Source organism: Lichenifustis flavocetrariae (assembly GCF_026130545.1).
GTDB classification, from domain to species: Bacteria; Pseudomonadota; Alphaproteobacteria; order Rhizobiales; family Beijerinckiaceae; genus Lichenihabitans; species Lichenihabitans flavocetrariae.
On sequence record NZ_JAMOIM010000012.1, the window covers coordinates 73,533 to 90,311 of the forward strand.

Consider the following 16,779-nt stretch of genomic DNA (forward strand, 5'->3'; position numbering starts at 1 on the left):
GGAAGACCAATGAAAACGATCGTCTGTTTTGGAGATTCCAACAGCTATGGCACGCCGCCGATGCCGCACCCGGATTTCTGGGGGCGCTTTGGACCGGATGAACGGTGGCCCGGCGTCATGCGTCGGGCCGTGGGCGCCGACATCACGGCCATCGAGGAGGCGTTGCCGGGCCGTACCACAGTCCATGACGATCCGATCGAAGGGGCCGACAGAAACGGCCTCAAGGCCCTGCCGATGGTGCTCGGCAGCCACCGTCCCATCGACCTCCTGATCATCAATCTCGGCACCAACGATCTGAAGGCGCGGTTTTCCGTGACGGCCGACGATATCGCGGCTTCGGTCGGGGTTCTGGTGCGCTTCACCCAAGCCAGTCAGGCCGGCCCGAACAGCAGCGCCCCGAAGGTGCTGGTCGTGGCGCCCGCAATTATTCTCGAAACGAGCTTCTTCAGGGAGTATTTTCAGGGCGGAGCCGAAAAATCCCGCGGCTTCGCTCGGGCCTTCGGCGCCATGGCGACGCGCCTTGGCGTGCCGTTGCTCGACGCCGCCTCGCTGATCACATCCGATCCCTTGGACGGAATTCACCTCGATCCGAGCCAGCATGCTATTCTGGGCCAGGCGCTTGCCGAGAAGGTCCGGACGATCCTGACTTGATCGGACCCCCGATGTTTCCATGTCGACTGCTCCGGCAGGCTCGAAGCGCCCTGATAGGATCGGCTGACAGCCGTGCGGAAGGAGTTGGAACCTCAGCCGATGCATGATCTCAAGGATGAGTTGCGTAAGGCCGGTTTGAAAGCCCGCGATGGGATCGATCCCGCCGCGCGAGAGCAATTCGCGAACCGCTTAGCCGAGGTCGGCCCTCGCTTGGTCTTCGATTTCCGGCGGGCAGGCGAACCGCCCGTGGTGTCGCTTTTTTCACCGATCGGCAGTGAGCCTGGCATGTTGCCTCTCGCGAGGGCGCTGAACGCCGCCGGGGTGCGGCTTGTCCTGCCCGTCGACTGGTCGCACGGCTCGCCGCTCGTCTATCGCAGTTGGGACCCCGAAGACCGTCTCTCGGTCGGACCGTTGGGGATCCGGGAACCGGTCGAACATGCACCGGAACTCGAGCCGGATGTTCTGTTTATTCCGGCCTCTGTTTTCGACAGGCGGGGCTTTCGCCTCGGCTACGGCGCCGGCAATGTCGATCGCACGCTCCGCGCGCTTCGGGCCCGCAAGACGATCCGGGCGATCGGAGTGGCCTACGCAGTCCAGGAACACATGCTGGTTCCGACCGAATCGCACGATGAGCCGCTCGACGTCGTCGTGACCGATCACGACATTCTTTTTTGCGCCAAACCACGACAGTAGGCGGAACCGCAATCCTATTGTCGCGCCGGCACGCGGCCTCCTAAGAAGAGGGCTCAGCCGCCGCCTGTTGTCGGGTGACCCGGCGGAGAGTCAGATTGATGCGTCCGCCCTCGGGAAGGAGGCTGGACGACCCCGGGATCACGCGATCGATCCCATGAAAGGCCAGCCTGGATTCGCCGCCGAGCACCAGCACGTCGCCAGACTTCAGCCGAAACGAGCGGGTCGGGTCCCGCCGCGACGTGCCGCCGATCCGGAAGACCCCAGTGTCACCGAGCGAGACGGAGAGCACGGGCGCATCGAGGTCTTGTTCGTCCCTGTCCTGGTGCAGGCCCATGCGCGCGGTGCCCTCGTAGATGTTGATGAGACAGGCTTCGGGCGCTTGGGGATAGCCGGTGAGATCCCGCCAGAGGTCGAGCAGCACATCCGGCATCGCCGGCCAGGGCCGGCCGGTGTCAGGATGAGTGGCCTGATACCGATAGCCCTGCAGGTCCGACACCCAGCCGAGGGGTCCGAGATTGCTCATTCGCACCGAGAAAGGCGTCCCGGTGCGTGGCATGGTCGGGGTGAAGACGGGCGCGTCGCGCAGGGCGGCCTGGAGGGCACCGAGCAGCGCAACTTGCGCGTCGCGGTCGAGCGCCTCGGGGTGGAGAATGACGCCGGGGCGGACCTCCGGCATGGTTTAGCGACCGGTGCGCTTCGCCTCGATCGTGTCCCAGATCGCAGCCGCGAGATCGGGACCGCCAAGTCGCTTGATGACCCGCAGGCCCGTCGGCGACGTCACATTGATTTCGGTCAAGTAGCCGTCGATCACGTCGATGCCGGTGAAGAGCAGCCCCCGCCGCTTCAGTTCCGGCCCGATCGTCGCGCAGATCTCCTGTTCCCGCGGCGTCAGCTCGGTGGCATTCGCGGCGCCGCCCCGCACCATGTTGGAGCGGATGTCGTCCCCCGCCGGCACGCGGTTGACGGCACCAGCCGCCACGCCATCGACCAGGATGATGCGCTTGTCGCCATGCGCCACCGCAGGCAGGAACTGCTGCACCACCCAGGGCTCCCGGAACGTGACCGAGAAGAGGTCGAACAGGGAGCCGAAATTGGGGTCGCGCTGCGAGACCTTGAACACGGCGGCGCCCCCATTGCCGTAGAGCGGTTTCATGACGACGTCGCCGAACTCCGTCCTGAAGGCCTCGATGGCGGCACGATCCCGCGTGATCAGGGTCGCGGGCATCAATTCGGGGAAGTCGAGCACGAAGATCTTCTCCGGCGCATTGCGCACACCGGCCGGATCGTTGACCACCAGCGTCTTGGGGTGGATCATCTCCAGAAGATGGGTGCTCGTGATGTAGGCGAGATCGAAGGGCGGGTCCTGGCGAAGCAGAACCACGTCGAGCTCACCGATGTCCTGAACGACCGGCTCGCCCAGGGTGAAATGGGCGCCTTTCTCGTCCTTGACGCTGAGAGCCTGCACGTTGGCGAACAGCCGTCCGCTGCGCTGATAGAGGCGATCCGGCGTGTAGTAGTGCAAGCGGTGCCCGCGCGCCTGGGCTTCGAGCAGCAGCGCGAAGGTCGAATCCCCCGCGATGTTGATGGCGTGGATGGGGTCCATCTGAACCGCGACGTTCAGGGCCATGGGTGATCCTTTGGCGATGTTGTTACCGGCAAAGCGCATGAGGCGGCGCGGCCGTCAACTCCCGGTACCGCGCGGAGCCGCAACGCCTTTGGGCAGCGTTGCAAAAATTGCGAACGTCAAAGCTATCTCAAGAGATTATGCGTTATAGCCGCACCGCCGCAGTTGGCGCCATTGCTGCAACGGCGCAGCATGGAACGCGGGTAAGCCCGGCGACATGGAGGGGCCTTGCAGCAAGCATCTTCTCGTCACGCCACTTCGGCAGGGCCGAGTTCTCTTGACGGCGTCCGGCCCGAAGCCGCGGTCGCTCTCTCCTTCGACGATCTCGCCCAGACATTTCAGCTCGCACCGGTCTCCCTCTGGCTCGAGGATTTCAGCGGCGTCAAAGCCGTCTTCGATCGCTGGCGCGCCGCCGGGATCTACGACCTCGGCGGCTACCTGCGCGCTTATCCGTCCCAGGTGGAAGCCTGTTCGTCAGCCATCCGGGTTCTCGACGTCAATGCGGCGACGCTGGAGCTGTTTCGTGCCGCTGATTGTGCGGAGTTGGTCGCCAATCTCCACAACATCTTTCGCGGCGACATGCTGACGACTCATATCGAAGAGCTGGTGCAGCTGTGGAATGGCGAGGGCGGGTTCCAGAATCAAGGCGTCAACTACAGTCTCGACGGTCGCAGGATCGACATTCAAATCAAGGGAAAGGTCCTGCCCGGTTTCGAGGATGACTGGAGCCGGGTTCTGGTCGCCATCAAGGACGTGACCGAGCGCGAAAACGCCGTACGGCTGCTCGCCGCGAGCGACACCTATGCGCGGGGCCTTTTCGAACATTCGCCCGTCTCGCTCTGGGTCGAGGATTTCTCCGCCGTCAAAATGCTGATCGACGAACTCCGAGCCTGCGGGATCGAGGATTTTCGTACCTTCACGGACGTCCACCCGGAGTTCGTCACGCGCTGCATGGGGGAGATCCGCGTCATCGACGTCAACCGGCACACGCTCACCCTCTTCGGGGCGCCTGATAAAACGACGCTCTACCGTCGCCTCGCGGACGTGTTCCGCGACGAGATGGTCTTTCCGTTCCGGGAACAGCTGATCGACCTTTGGCACGGCAAGCTGTTTCAACAGCGCGAAGTCGTGAATTACGCGCTCGACGGGACGATGCTGCATCTGCATCTGCAGTTCTCTGTTCTGCCCGGCCATGAGACGACCTGGGGCCAAGTGCAGGTGGCCTTGACCGACATCACGGCCCGCAAGAAGGCCGAAGCCTATCTCGAATTCCTGGGCAAGCACGACTCACTGACCAAGCTCCACAACCGCTCGTTTTTCGTCGACGAGATGAACCGGCTGGAGCGGCGGAGCGTCGCTCCTGTCACGATCGTCATGCTTGACCTTAACGGGCTCAAAGCCGCGAATGACGGCGAGGGACATGCGGCGGGCGACGCTCTGTTGCGCCGTGTCGGCGAGATCCTCACCAAGGCTGTCGACGCCCCCGTGACGGCGGCGCGCATCGGGGGCGATGAATTCGCCGTCCTGATGCCACATGCCGGGGAACGCGAGTTGGCCGCCATGATGGACAACCTTCACCAGATCATCGAGCTCAACAACCAGTTCCATTCGGATGCGCCCGTGAGCCTGTCGATCGGCCATGCCACGAGCGAGAAAGGGGAACGGCTCGAAAGTGTCGCCCGGAGGGCCGATGCAAAAATGTACGAGGAGAAGCGCAGGCATTATGCAGGGACCGATCCGCATCCCCGCTAGGCGGAGCGATCGCGTCTGACGCGCCTTTGCCGATCGGCGTCGAAGGGCGGGCTCGAAGAACGGCACAAAGAGATGAGCGAGCCTGTTTCGACGTTGCGACCGCTCAAGGGGATCGGCCTGAGCGCGCTCGGCTACGGCCTCTTCTCGGTCCAGGACGCCACGGTGAAATGGCTCGTCGCGGGCTATGCGGTGCCGCAGATCCTGTTCACCCGCAGCCTGGTGATCGTGGTGATCGCCCTGCTGATCGGCGGCCGCCGCAATATCGCGGCCCTGGCGCAAAGCCGCAACAAGGGCGCCCTGGCGTTGCGATCCTTTTTGATCCTGGTGGCCTGGCTGTCCTATTACAACGCCGCCCGCTCGCTCGGATTGGCGCAGCTCACCACCCTCTATTATGCCGCGCCGATCATCGTCGTCATTCTGTCGGTGGTTCTCCTCAAGGAGGTCGTCAGCCCGGCGCGGTGGCTCGCGGTCGCGGCGGGCTTCGGCGGTGTGGCGCTTGCGGCCGATCCGCACGGCGCGATCGATCTGGTGCCGGCCTGCCTCGCCTTGTTCGCGGCCTGCTGCTGGGGGTTGAGCATCATTCTCGTCCGCTTGATCAACCGCTCCGACACGACGACCAACCAGATGATCGTCATCAACACGCTGTTTGCGGCGGCCTGTGCGCCGATGCTGCTCTGGTACTGGAAAACACCCGATCCGTTCAGCCTCGCTTTGATGCTGATCCTCGGCGTCGCGGGTGGACTGGGACAGTTCTTCCTCTACGAGGGATTCCGGTTCGCACCGGCTTCCGCATTGGCGCCGATCGAATACACCGGCCTCGTATGGGCGTGTCTCTACGGCTATGTCATCTGGGGCGACATCCCGCGCGTCACGGTCTTCGCCGGCGCGGCCTTGATCGTCGGCAGCAGTCTAACGCTCGTGCTGTTCGAACGGCGGCGCGCCGCGGCGGCGTTGCGGCCGCCTGCAGAACATGGCTCAATCTAATTGCCGAACCACGGCATGATGCAGAGTGGGATCGGTGGCGTATGATCGACTGGCCTCAGGAGTGCTAGCCTTCCCATCCGAATTCATCTGCCACAGGTCCTTATATGAGCGTCGTCCACGGCATCGCCGCAAAAGACCCGGCACGTCTCAGGCCCCGGGTCATGATCTATGGCGTCGGGTACTACGGTATGGAGGCTGTGCGTATTCTCGTAAAAAAGGGCTGGCCGATCGTTGCGGCGGTGAACCGGGCGGGTCCCAAGATCGGTGAGGATTTGGGGCGGCTCGCCGGGCTGAACGAAGACTTGGGCGTCGTCGTGCAGGACTGTGAAACCGCCGACTACGCGACCTTGGATGCGGATATCGCGCTGGTTGTGCAAACCGAGAGGCTGAGCCACAACTTCGCCGCCTATCAACGCCTCTTGGGAGCCGGCATCAATGTCATCTGCCACGGCTCCGAGTCCTATTTTCCGCAGGGCGCCGATCCCGACTTGGCCGAAAAGATCGATGCCTTGGCCAAGCGGAACGCTGTGACATTCACCGGGACCGGCATTTGGGATTTCTCTCGCATCTGGGCGGGACTGCTGATCGCGGGGCCGTGCACCGAGCTTCGCTCGCTCACGCATCGCAGCTTGACCAACGCAGAGCTGGCGAACGAGCGCATGATGCGCGCCTATGGCGTTGACATGACGCAAGCCGAGTTCTTGGAAAAGGTCACCAAGGTGCCGGGCAAATTAGGAGAACTGTACAAAGGCATACCGGCGCACGTGATGCATGCGCTTGGATTTACCATTAAAAACGTGACCGAGTTGCGCGAGCCGGTCCTGTCCGATCAACCGATGTGGTGTCGTACCCTCAATCGGTTTTTGGAGCCCGGCACCTCGCTCGGTCTTCGGATCGTCGCGTCGGTCGAAACCGTCGAAGGGCCTACGGCAAGCGCGCACATCGAACTGCGTCTCCTGGCGGAAGGCGAGTCCGAAAACATGACGTGGGCCGTTGATGGAAGGCCACCCTCCAAAATCCGGATCGACCGCGCCGATGGCGTACACGCCTCGGCAGCCTGCATGGTGAACCGCATTCCAGACGTCATAGCTGCTCCGCCGGGGATAAGGTTGATCTCTCAGCTTGGTCCACTGCGACCGTCACTGACGTAAACGCCTTCGCGGATTTCACACTGAACCATCACCCGGACATGCACGCATTTGACGCCGTCGCGTTTCCATTCTACGAAGTCCCGGACTTTATCCACCAAAGTCAAACACGCTGACCAGCCCCCGAGGCTGGAGGCGAACGTCCGACAGCGCTGAGGCGCCCTCGGGCGCGTTTTGCTTTGGCTCTATCTCTCACCCGAGGGTCTCGGCCCGTGACTAAGGACCACCCATGTTCGAGAGCCTCTCCGAAAAGCTCTCCGGCATTTTCGAAGGCCTGACGCGCCGCGGCGCGCTGAGCGCCGACGACGTCAATGCCTCGATGCGCGAGGTGCGCCGCGCGTTGCTCGAAGCCGACGTGTCGCTCGAAGTGGTGCGGACCTTCGTCGAGAAGGTGCGCGAGCGGGCCGTCGGGGCCGATGTGGTCAAGTCGGTCACGCCGGGCCAGATGGTCATCAAGATCGTCAACGACGTGCTGATCGACACGCTCGGCGACACCGCCGATCCGATCTCGCTCGACGCGGCCCCGCCGGTCGCCATCATGATGGTCGGCCTGCAGGGCGCCGGCAAGACGACGACCACGGCCAAGATCGCGAAGCGCCTGAAGGATCGGCACAAGAGCAAGGTCCTGATGGCCTCGCTCGACGTGAAGCGTCCGGCCGCCCAGGAGCAGCTCGCCATCCTCGGTCGCCAGGTCGGCGTCGACACGCTGCCGATCGTCGCGGGTCAGAGCCCGGTGCAGATCGCCCGCCGGGCCGAGGAGGCCGCGCGCCTGCAGGGCTACGACGTCGTGATGTTCGACACGGCCGGCCGCACCCACATCGACGAGCCCCTGATGGCCGAGATGGCGGAGATCAAGACGGCCGCCCGCCCGCACGAGATCCTGCTCGTCGCCGACGCGCTGACCGGTCAGGACGCCGTCAATCTCGCCAAGAGCTTCAACGAGCGGGTGGGCATCACCGGCATCGTGCTGACCCGCATCGACGGCGATGGACGCGGCGGCGCGGCTCTGTCCATGCGCTCGGTGACCGGCAAGCCCATCAAGCTGATCGGCACCGGCGAGAAGATGGACGCGCTCGAGGATTTTCATCCCCAGCGCATCGCCAATCGCATTCTCGGCATGGGCGATATCGTGTCGCTGGTCGAGCGCGCGGCGGAGACGATCGATGCCAAAGAGGCGATGAAGATCGCCGAGAAGATGAAGAAGGGAAAGTTCGATCTCGACGATCTGTCGAATCAACTGGCCCAGATGGAGAAGCTCGGCGGCCTCGGTGGCATCATGGGCATGCTGCCCGGCATGGGCAAAATGAAGGACCAACTGGCCGCCGCCGGCATGAACGACGGAATGATCAAGCGCCAGCGCGCTATCATCTCGTCGATGACGAAGCTGGAGCGCCGCAACCCCGATATCCTGAAGAATTCGCGCAAGAAACGCATCGCGGCCGGGTCCGGCACCAAGGTCGAGGAACTCAACCGGCTGCTGAAACAGCACCGGCAGATGGCCGACATGATGAAGATGATGGGCGGCGCCGGGGCCAAGCGCGGCGCGCTCGGCAAGATGGCCTCGATGTTCGGCATGGGCGGCAACCCGATGGCCGGCATGCCGGAGCCGACCCCCGAGCAGCTCGAAGAGATGGGCCGCAAGCTCGGCATGGGTGAAAACCCCGGCCTGCCCTCGATGCCGGATTTCGGCAAGAGCCCCAAGCTTCCGCCCGGCCTGCCCGGCATTGGCGGTCCGCGCCTTCCCGGTTTGGGCGGCAGCGGCTTCAACCCGTTCGGGAAGAAGAGGTAATCCCGTCATTTCGAGCGCCGCGAGGCAATCCAGAGGCCGCGGTTCTGGATTGCTTCGTCGCTGACGCTCCTCGCAATGACGGATTCTGTCATGTGCCGCGATCGATGCAGTTTTGAAGAAAGGTAACGTTCAATGTCCCTGAAAATTCGTCTTGCCCGCTGGGGTGCCAAGAAGCGCCCGGTCTATCGCGTCGTGGTGGCCGACGCTCGCGCGCCGCGCGACGGCCGCTTCATCGAGAACCTCGGCACCTTCGATCCCCTGAAGGCCAAGGACGATGCGACCCGCCTGACGCTCGACACCGAAAAGGCCCAGGCCTGGATCGCCAAGGGCGCCCAGCCGACCGACCGCGTCGTGCGCCTGCTCGCGGGCCTCGGCATCGGTGAAGTGCCGAAGGGCAACAATCCGACCAAGGCCAAGCCGAAGAAGAAGGCCCAGGAGCGCGCCGATGCGGCGGCTGCGGCGGCCGAAAAGGCAGCCGCATAGGCGGCGTCACGCGCAGCCGTCCCTCGCTGCCCTCAGGCCCGGCCCCAAGCCGGGCCTTTTCGCTATGTGCTTGACCGAACCCTTCCTTCGGGCAGGCTCAGCCACCACAGCCCGCGTGACGTTGAACGAAACGTTCCACCTGTGCCGGGAAGCCCGCCAACTTTCGGGCAGGACGCGTCGGTCGTAGGACGAGGTCGCCGCCGCAATTCGGGCAGCACCCACCCAGCCGATCCCTGACGCAATCGACGCAGAACGTACATTCGAAGGTACAGATCCGTGCGCGTGGGTCGCCGTTCGGCAGGTCGCAGTCGCAACACTCACAATTCGGGCGGAGGGCAAGGGGCATCGAAAGGCTCCAGAGGTCCGCCATCGTAAAACCGCGCGGCCTGGCGGTCCAGCGCAAGCGCCCTTCGGGGCTTCCTTCAGCAACGTCGCCTTCGACCCGGCCCAGGACTGGAACCAGTCCGATCCGGATCTATCGCTTCTTCCTGTTCGGCAAGCTGGCGCAACTGGTCATGACGGACGAGCAGCTGTACCACGACGGCCCGCTAGGCGAGACTCACTCAGCTGGCTTGAGGCACCGTTCCCCTGCTGCTTGCTCTTCGGTTGTGACCGGCCCGGGCTTAAGGTTTGGGTCGGTCGGAGCCGCAACCCCCAGGAACCGGCGAATCCAGCTCCCCACCAGGGCAGCGTCGCCGGTAGCCTCCAGGCTCGCGAGGGCAAGGTCAGGCATGCCGTCGGGCAGGGCGGCCCGGCGGGTTTCGACGAGTTCAGCCGCGAAGCGGTGCGAGAATTCCGGGTGGAACTGCATCGACAGCGCCGTGCCACCCGCGTAGAGCAGCGCCGCAAAGGGCGTGAAGGCGCTCTCGGCCATCACGATGGCCCCCTCGGGCGCCGCGATCACCTGATCCTGGTGTGAGGCCAAGACCGCGATCGCGTGAGGCACGGCGCCGCCCATCCAGGCCGCGCATGTCACGATCTGGTAGCTGTGCAGCCCGAGGCCCCACCCTTTGGAACTCTTCTCGACCCGTCCGCCCAACGCCTCCGCCATGACCTGGTGGCCGAAGCAGATGCCGACGAGCTTGGCGCGGCCGTGGGCCTGACGGATGAAATCCTGGAGCGGCGCGATCCAGGGCAGGGGATCGTAGACGCCGGCGGACGAGCCCGTGATCACATAGGCGGGATGATCTTCGGGCCGCGCGGGAAGCTCGCCGGCCTGCACGTCGTAGGTCCGCGTTGTGAAAGCCCGGCCGAGGAGGGCCTGCACCATGGCATCGTAGCGGCCGTGCCGCGCCGCGAGATCGCCCGGCGGCACGCCGGTTTCCAAAATCCCGATGGCCTCTGACATGCACCCTCCCAAGTCCGGCACACAATTGCCGATTCGGGTGAGAAAGGTCAAAACGATCGCCAAGCCCTCGCGTTCTGAAAACCCGCCGATGACCCTTGCCGCCGAAGAGTTGCCCGTGTCGCTCCGCATCGACGCCGGAGCCCGGCGCGTACGCCTCGACCCGACCGACCCGGCCTTCGTGCAGGACCCTTACCGGGCCTATGCGGCGATCCGCGCGGTCTGCCCGTTCTTCTTCTGGGAAGACTACGATCACTGGTGCGTCACGAGCCACGCGGAGGTCGGGACGCTGTTTCGGGACCGCCGCTTCGGCCGTGACCTGCGCCACGTGGCGACCCGGACCGAGCTGGGATGGCCAGAGCTGCCGGCGCATGTCGCGCGCTTCTATGCGTTCGAGGACCACTCGATGCTGGAGCGCGAGCCGCCGACCCACACCCGGCTGCGCGGCCTGGTGAATCGGGCCTTCGTGTCGCGTTCGGTGGAGCGGTTGGCGCCGCGCATCGGGGCCCTGTCCCACAGGCTCATCGACGCGATCCCCACTTCCGGCGCCTTCGATCTCCTGCCGACCTTCGCGGAACCGATCCCGGTGACGGTCATCGCCGAGATGCTCGGCGTACCGGTCGCCGATGCACCGCGATTGCTCGACTGGTCGCACAAGATGGTGGCCATGTACCAGTTCGGGAGAACGCGAGCCGTCGAGGACGACGCGGTGGCCGCCACCGAGGCTTTCGTCGGCTACATGCGCTCGGTCGTGGCGCGGCGTCGCGGCCAGCCCGGCGACGACATCCTGAGTCTGCTGCTCGCTGCCGAACAGGATGGCGATCGCTTGAGCGAGGACGAGTTGATCACCAATGCCATCCTGCTGCTCAACGCCGGACACGAGGCGACGGTGCATGCCATCGGCAATAGCGTGGCTTTCTTGCTGGGCGGAGCCCGACCTCGACAGCCTTGGTTCGCCACGCCCGAGCGCACGGCCGCGACCGTGGAGGAACTGCTGCGGATCGCGCCGCCGCTCCACATGTTCACCCGCTACGCACTGCAACCGCTGGAGGTCGACGGGGTGGCGTTCCGGACCGGCGACAAAATCGGGCTGCTGATCGGCGCGGCCAACCATGACCCCGCGGTCTACGAGGCTCCGGAGCGGTTCGATCCCGATCGACCTTCGGTGCCGCATGTGGCGTTCGGAGCCGGCATCCACTTCTGCATCGGCGCGCCGCTCGCGCGGCTGGAGCTTCAGGTGGCCCTCCCCATCCTGTTCGAGCGCCTCCCCCATCTCCGCCTCGCGGAGACGCCGCGTTTCGCCGATCGCTATCATTTCCACGGCTTGGAGGCTCTCCGGCTGCAGGTCTGAGACCCTCGGCAGCGCGGCTCGGCGCCCGCGAGATGGGCATCGAGCGCGCTACCATTGGTTCACCACAACCGCGACCGATCGTTTTTGACGACCGAAAAGAGCGCACGGACACGAATTGTTACCGTGGTCCTCTCATGCTGCTAACGAAGTATGCGAGTTCCCGAGGCTATGCGAAACCTCTCGATCAGAGCCAGTCTGACATCGTCTCTCGTCATCGTGCTCGTCCTGATGGTCGTCGTTTCGGCATCCGCCATCACAAGCCTTGTGACGGCGAACCATCATTTGCAAACGATCAATCGGAAGTGGCTGATCGGAAGTCAGTTGCTTGGCGACCTCAAGAATACGATCTCGGAGTTTCGTGTCGTCGAGGGTTACAGAACCCTCGCGCCTGACCAGCCAAGCGAAACCCAAATGGAGTTTCTCGCCGATCGGTATGGGTCTTCGGTCGTGGAACTCCTCGCCAAATGCAGGACGTTGATCCGCACCCCTGGAATGTCCGAGGACCTGCAGACGCTCGATGACTCCTGGAAGGCCTTCCTGCAGCAGCGTCAAACCTGGCTTGCGTCGCCGGCGAGCGGCGACATGTATAAGTCACTCGGCTACGGCAGCCTTTTGCAGACCCGGTACGAGCGGGTGCAACTCGCCGCAAGCAATCTGATCGACGATGCGAAGGACGCCGCGAATGCCGAAGCCGCTGTCGCCGGGCAAGCCGCGCAACGATCGGTGACCATCTTAACGGTGCTCTCAGCCTTAACGGCGCTGCTGACCATCGGCATGATTGCCAGGGTCGACCTCCACATCACCCGACCTTTGCATGCGATCACGACTGCGCTGACAGGTCTCGCGGCCGGCCAACGCGATATCCGCGTGCCGGAAGTGCATCGCAACGACGAGATCGGTGCGATGGCCACGGCCTTCGAAGTGTTCCGCGCCAATGCCGTGGCCTTGGCGGAAGCCCAGGAGCAGGCGGAAGCGCTCGCGCGCCATGACGCGCTGACGGGCTTACCGAATCGACGGCTTTTCTCCAGCGAACTGGAGAAAGCCTTGCTGAAAACGGGACGCGATGGGGCGGCCTGTGCGGTCATGCTCATTGACCTGGACCGATTCAAACCCGTCAACGATCTTCATGGCCACGCTGCGGGCGATCTCGTCCTGTGCGAAATCGCGTCACGGCTGCAAGGATTGATGAAGGAGGGCACGATCGCACGGCTGGGCGGGGACGAATTCGCCGTCATCACGCCGCTTTCCGCAGACCTGAAGACAGCCACCAAGACGGCCATCGAGTTCGCGAGCCGGATCGTGAAGACGATCGGCGAGCCGGTCGAACTCGGCTCGGCACAGATCCTCCTCGGCGCAAGTATCGGCATCTCCCTTTGTCCGTCGGACGGCAACACGGCCGACGACATTCTCCGCACCGCGGACCTGGCGATGTACCGGGCCAAACACGATGGCCGAGGAACCTTCCGGTTCTTCGAAGACAGCATGGATGAAGAACTTCGTGCCAAGGCCGAACTCGAAGCTGAACTGCGGCTCGCCCTGAAGGGCAACGACATCACGCCCTATTATCAGCCTCTGATTGATCTCGCGTCGGATCGCATTGCCGGTTTCGAAGCCCTGGCCCGCTGGAACCACCCGCGGCGCGGGTTGATTCCGCCCGACACGTTCATCCCCCTGATCGAACATCTCGGACTCCTGGACCAATTGACGGCGTCGATCGTCCGACAGGTCGTCAAGGATGCACGGAGATGGAGCCCCGAGATCCGCGTCGCGGTGAACATCTCGCCGGGGCAGTTCCAGAACAAGGCATTCCCGGCCACGCTGGCCGCCCTTCTGCTCGAGGAAGGGTTCCCGCCTCACCGCCTCGAGATCGAGGTCACCGAAACGGCCCTGGTCGGCGATCTGCAAGCCGCCAAATACACGCTTGAGGCCCTTCAGAGGCTTGGGGTCCGGGTCGTGTTGGACGATTTCGGAACCGGCTATTCCAGCCTCTCGCACCTTCGCGAATTGAAGTTCGACAAGATCAAGATCGATCGCTCGTTCATCCGGTCGATGAGCGACAATCTGGAAAGTCAGACGATCGTCGACGCGATCCTGGACCTGGCCCGCAACCTGGGAATGCCGACCGTTGCGGAAGGGATCGAAACGGCCGAGACGATGGGCCTGCTGGCCAGCCGCGGTTGCGAATACGGGCAGGGCTACCTGTTCAGCAAGGCCGTGTCCGCCGCGCAAGCCGACACCATCCTGGCAGGACAATCCGACCGGGCCCCGCTGCGCGCCGGAGGGTAGACAACGGGCGTAGATTCGATCCGCAAGGCGGCTTAGACATCGTGACTCACGCCGAAACCGGCGTGCCACGAGGATCCCCGCGATGCAATTGAACGCCTTTCTCACCATTGGCTCCGAAGTGCGTGACGCGCTCGGGGCCGGCAAACCGGTGGTGGCGCTCGAATCAACCATCATCACGCATGGCATGCCCTATCCGGTCAATCTGGAGACCGCCCGGGCCGTCGAAGCGGTCGTGCGCGACAATGGTGCGACGCCAGCGACCATCGCGGTGCTGGACGGCAAGCTCGTGGCCGGCATGGACGCGGCGACCCTGGAACGTCTCGCCACCACCACGAATGTCGTCAAGGCGTCGCGGCGCGATCTCGCGGCCGTGTTGTCGAATCGCGGCAGCGCCGGCACGACCGTCGCGGCCACCATGATCGTGGCCCGTATGGCCGGCATCCCGATCTTCGCGACCGGCGGGATCGGCGGCGTGCACCGCGGCGCGGAGGAGACATTCGATGTGTCGGCCGATCTGCTGGAGTTGGCCGCGACGCCGGTGACAGTGGTCTGCGCCGGCGCCAAATCGATCCTCGATCTGCCCAAGACCCTGGAGGTGCTGGAGACGCACGGCGTGCCGGTGCTCGGCTACGGCAGCGACGAATTCCCGGCCTTCTTCTCCCGCACCAGTGGTCATTCGGTCGATCACCGCTTCGACACTCCCGAAGCACTCGCCAAGGTGATCGGCGTGCAACGGGCTCTCGGCCTCACGACCGGCATCCTGATCACCAATCCGATCCCCTTGGCCGATGCGCTCGACTCAGCCACAATCGATCCCCACATCGCCGCGGCGGTGCAGGAGGCCGAGCAGAGGGGGGTCAGCCGCAAGGAACTGACACCCTTCCTGCTGCAACGCATCCTGGAACTCACCGGAGGGCGCAGTTTGGAAGCCAATATTGCTCTCGTGAAGAACAACGCCGCCCTGGCCGCCAAAGTGGCGGTCGCGTTGGCGGCGCTCTGACGCGTTTGCGCCCCGTGCCCGGAACGATCGTCGTGGTCGGCGACGTGATGACGGACATCATCGTGAAGCCGCATGGGGTGCCGGTGCCGGGGTCCGATCAATGGGCAAGCATCACGCCCCTGCCGGGTGGCTCGGCGGCGAACCAGGCCGTGTGGCTGGCGGCTTTCGGGGTCCCGGTCCTGTTCGCGGGCCGCGTCGGTGCTGCCGACCACGAGTGGCAGAGCGAGACCATGCGGCAGGCCGGCGTCACGCCTCACCTCACCGCTGATCGTGACAGGGCGACCGGCATGCTGGTGACGATGCTGGCGCTCGACGGCGAACGTTCGTTCTTCACCGACCGCGGCGCCAACGATGGCCTGTGTCGCGACGACCTGCCCGACAGCCTGCTCGACGATGCGACGCTTCTGCATCTCAGCGGCTACGCCCTGGTGTCGCCAGGCCCCCGCGCCGCCGTTCTTGAACTCGTCGCGACCGCCAAGCGGCGCGGCATTCCGGTGTCGGTCGATCCCGGCTCGGCCGGCTTCCTGCGCCAGATCGGCCCCGAACCCTTCCTGCGCTGGACCAGCGGGGCCGCCATGTGTTTCCCCAATGCCGACGAGGCCGCGACCCTCGCGGTGACGGACGACCACGACGAGCAGATGCGCTGCCTCAGCGACATCTATGGCCTGCTCGTCGTTAAGCGTGGCGCCGCGGGCGCCGAGGCCGCGAACCGGCACGGCGACCATTGGGCCGCACCGGCGAAACCCGCCAATGTGCTCGACACGACGGGCGCGGGCGACGCCTTTCTGGCCGCGTTTCTCGCGAGCTACGTCAAGGGTGCCTCGATCCCCATCTGTCTGTCACGGGGGGTCGAAGCCGGATCGAAGGCGACCGAATTTTATGGCGGACGGCCCGGGAACGATGCTTTTCCCGGCGCTCCTCCAAGCCAATCGGCCGGTCGATGATCGGACATGACCGTGTCCCCGTCGTCGCCACAGGCTATCGGTTCGGTATGGTGGCGAGCCTCCGACAGAAAGCCCAAGGGGCGCCTCGGCGTTCGACCGGGCGAGAGGAGATCGCGTGATGAACGGTGACTCCAGTCGGCATGGAACGGTGGCGATCCATCGCTTCGAGCCGGCGGACCAGCAGGCCGTCTTCGACGTGATCCTGCCCATCCAGCAGGAGGAGTTCGGGATTCCGATCACGGCGGCCGACCAACCCGACCTCCGGGCGATCGGTGACTTCTACCAGACCGGATGTGGCGACTTCTGGGTTGCCAAATCCGATGGCCGGGTGGTCGGCACCATCGCGCTCAAGGACATAGGCGACAGGCGCGGCGCACTCCGCAAGATGTTTGTCTCCGCGTCGCACAGGGGCTCGGCGTTCGGCGTCGCGGCCAAGCTTCTGGACCGCCTCCTCTCGAACGCGAGGGCGCATGGGGTCGCGGAAGTCTACCTCGGCACGACGGAGAAGTTCGTCGGCGCCCACCGCTTCTACGAAAAGAACGGGTTTCGGCGGATTGAGCGGGAAGAGCTCCCAAATACCTTCCCGCTCGTGACGGTCGACACTCGGTTTTACAGGCTGGACCTGGATCACGATGCCTGACGCGTCCGTTGCGGGCATTTTCGCCGACGCCCCGCCTCTGGATCCGTCTGGTGGATAGGGTGATAAGGGCGGGGCATTGCTCTCCAGCC

Annotated in this window: 16 protein-coding genes; 12 read left to right on the top strand and 4 right to left on the bottom strand. The window is 64.6% G+C overall.

Annotation, left to right across the window (positions count from 1 at the left end):
• Positions 1 to 9 precede the first annotated feature (9 nt).
• The gene (locus M8523_RS18095; RefSeq protein ID WP_282586297.1) at positions 10 to 651 is read left to right on the top strand and encodes an SGNH/GDSL hydrolase family protein; all 642 of its coding nucleotides are present in this window, start codon (positions 10 to 12) and stop codon (positions 649 to 651) included.
• A 99-nt stretch (positions 652 to 750) separates the two neighbouring features.
• On the top strand, positions 751 to 1,344 hold the full coding sequence (locus M8523_RS18100; protein ID WP_282586298.1) for a 5-formyltetrahydrofolate cyclo-ligase: 594 nt from the start codon (positions 751 to 753) through the stop codon (positions 1,342 to 1,344).
• 40 nt (positions 1,345 to 1,384) lie between these two features.
• On the opposite strand, the gene M8523_RS18105 is transcribed toward M8523_RS18100, so the two are convergent.
• The gene (locus M8523_RS18105; RefSeq protein WP_282586299.1) at positions 1,385 to 2,020 is read right to left on the bottom strand and encodes an alpha-ketoglutarate-dependent dioxygenase AlkB; all 636 of its coding nucleotides are present in this window, start codon (positions 2,018 to 2,020) and stop codon (positions 1,385 to 1,387) included.
• Positions 2,021 to 2,023: 3 nt separating this feature from the next.
• Positions 2,024 to 2,971 carry a glutathione synthase gene (gene gshB, locus M8523_RS18110; protein ID WP_282586300.1) on the bottom strand — a complete coding sequence of 316 codons (948 nt, stop codon included), beginning with the start codon at positions 2,969 to 2,971 and terminating at the stop codon, positions 2,024 to 2,026.
• A gap of 225 nt (positions 2,972 to 3,196) precedes the next feature.
• On the opposite strand from gshB, the gene M8523_RS18115 reads away from it, so the two are divergent.
• The 5 genes from M8523_RS18115 (at position 3,197) to rpsP (ending at position 9,124) form a co-directional block, all read left to right on the top strand.
• Positions 3,197 to 4,720 carry a sensor domain-containing diguanylate cyclase gene (locus tag M8523_RS18115; RefSeq protein ID WP_282586301.1) on the top strand — a complete coding sequence of 508 codons (1,524 nt, stop codon included), beginning with the start codon at positions 3,197 to 3,199 and terminating at the stop codon, positions 4,718 to 4,720.
• Between the two features lie 72 nt (positions 4,721 to 4,792).
• The gene (locus M8523_RS18120; protein WP_282586302.1) at positions 4,793 to 5,704 is read left to right on the top strand and encodes a DMT family transporter; all 912 of its coding nucleotides are present in this window, start codon (positions 4,793 to 4,795) and stop codon (positions 5,702 to 5,704) included.
• A gap of 104 nt (positions 5,705 to 5,808) precedes the next feature.
• Positions 5,809 to 6,855 (top strand): NAD(P)H-dependent amine dehydrogenase family protein, encoded by a 1,047-nt coding sequence (locus tag M8523_RS18125; RefSeq protein WP_282586303.1) that lies wholly within the window; start codon positions 5,809 to 5,811, stop codon positions 6,853 to 6,855.
• A gap of 226 nt (positions 6,856 to 7,081) precedes the next feature.
• The gene (ffh, locus tag M8523_RS18130) at positions 7,082 to 8,641 is read left to right on the top strand and encodes a signal recognition particle protein (RefSeq protein WP_282586304.1); all 1,560 of its coding nucleotides are present in this window, start codon (positions 7,082 to 7,084) and stop codon (positions 8,639 to 8,641) included.
• Positions 8,642 to 8,773: 132 nt separating this feature from the next.
• A complete protein-coding gene (rpsP, locus tag M8523_RS18135) occupies positions 8,774 to 9,124 on the top strand; it encodes a 30S ribosomal protein S16 (protein WP_282586305.1) in 351 nt (116 codons plus the stop codon).
• Positions 9,125 to 9,221: 97 nt separating this feature from the next.
• Here the strand turns inward: rpsP and M8523_RS18140 are convergent, their stop codons facing one another.
• Positions 9,222 to 9,470, bottom strand: a complete 249-nt coding sequence (locus tag M8523_RS18140) for a DUF1272 domain-containing protein (RefSeq protein WP_282586306.1) — start codon at positions 9,468 to 9,470, stop codon at positions 9,222 to 9,224.
• Positions 9,471 to 9,683: 213 nt separating this feature from the next.
• Entirely contained in the window at positions 9,684 to 10,472 is a 789-nt protein-coding gene (locus M8523_RS18145; RefSeq protein WP_282586307.1) for a glutamine amidotransferase-related protein, read from the bottom strand.
• An 88-nt stretch (positions 10,473 to 10,560) separates the two neighbouring features.
• Between M8523_RS18145 and M8523_RS18150 the strand changes: the two genes are divergently transcribed.
• The 5 genes from M8523_RS18150 (at position 10,561) to M8523_RS18170 (ending at position 16,690) form a co-directional block, all read left to right on the top strand.
• Positions 10,561 to 11,820 (top strand): cytochrome P450, encoded by a 1,260-nt coding sequence (locus tag M8523_RS18150; RefSeq protein ID WP_282586393.1) that lies wholly within the window; start codon positions 10,561 to 10,563, stop codon positions 11,818 to 11,820.
• Positions 11,821 to 11,988: 168 nt separating this feature from the next.
• Entirely contained in the window at positions 11,989 to 14,106 is a 2,118-nt protein-coding gene (locus tag M8523_RS18155) for an EAL domain-containing protein (RefSeq protein ID WP_282586308.1), read from the top strand.
• Between the two features lie 82 nt (positions 14,107 to 14,188).
• Positions 14,189 to 15,106 (top strand): pseudouridine-5'-phosphate glycosidase, encoded by a 918-nt coding sequence (locus M8523_RS18160; RefSeq protein ID WP_282586309.1) that lies wholly within the window; start codon positions 14,189 to 14,191, stop codon positions 15,104 to 15,106.
• Between the two features lie 14 nt (positions 15,107 to 15,120).
• Positions 15,121 to 16,050 carry a carbohydrate kinase family protein gene (locus M8523_RS18165; protein ID WP_282586310.1) on the top strand — a complete coding sequence of 310 codons (930 nt, stop codon included), beginning with the start codon at positions 15,121 to 15,123 and terminating at the stop codon, positions 16,048 to 16,050.
• Positions 16,051 to 16,168: 118 nt separating this feature from the next.
• Positions 16,169 to 16,690 (top strand): GNAT family N-acetyltransferase, encoded by a 522-nt coding sequence (locus M8523_RS18170; RefSeq protein WP_282586311.1) that lies wholly within the window; start codon positions 16,169 to 16,171, stop codon positions 16,688 to 16,690.
• Positions 16,691 to 16,779 lie beyond the last annotated feature (89 nt).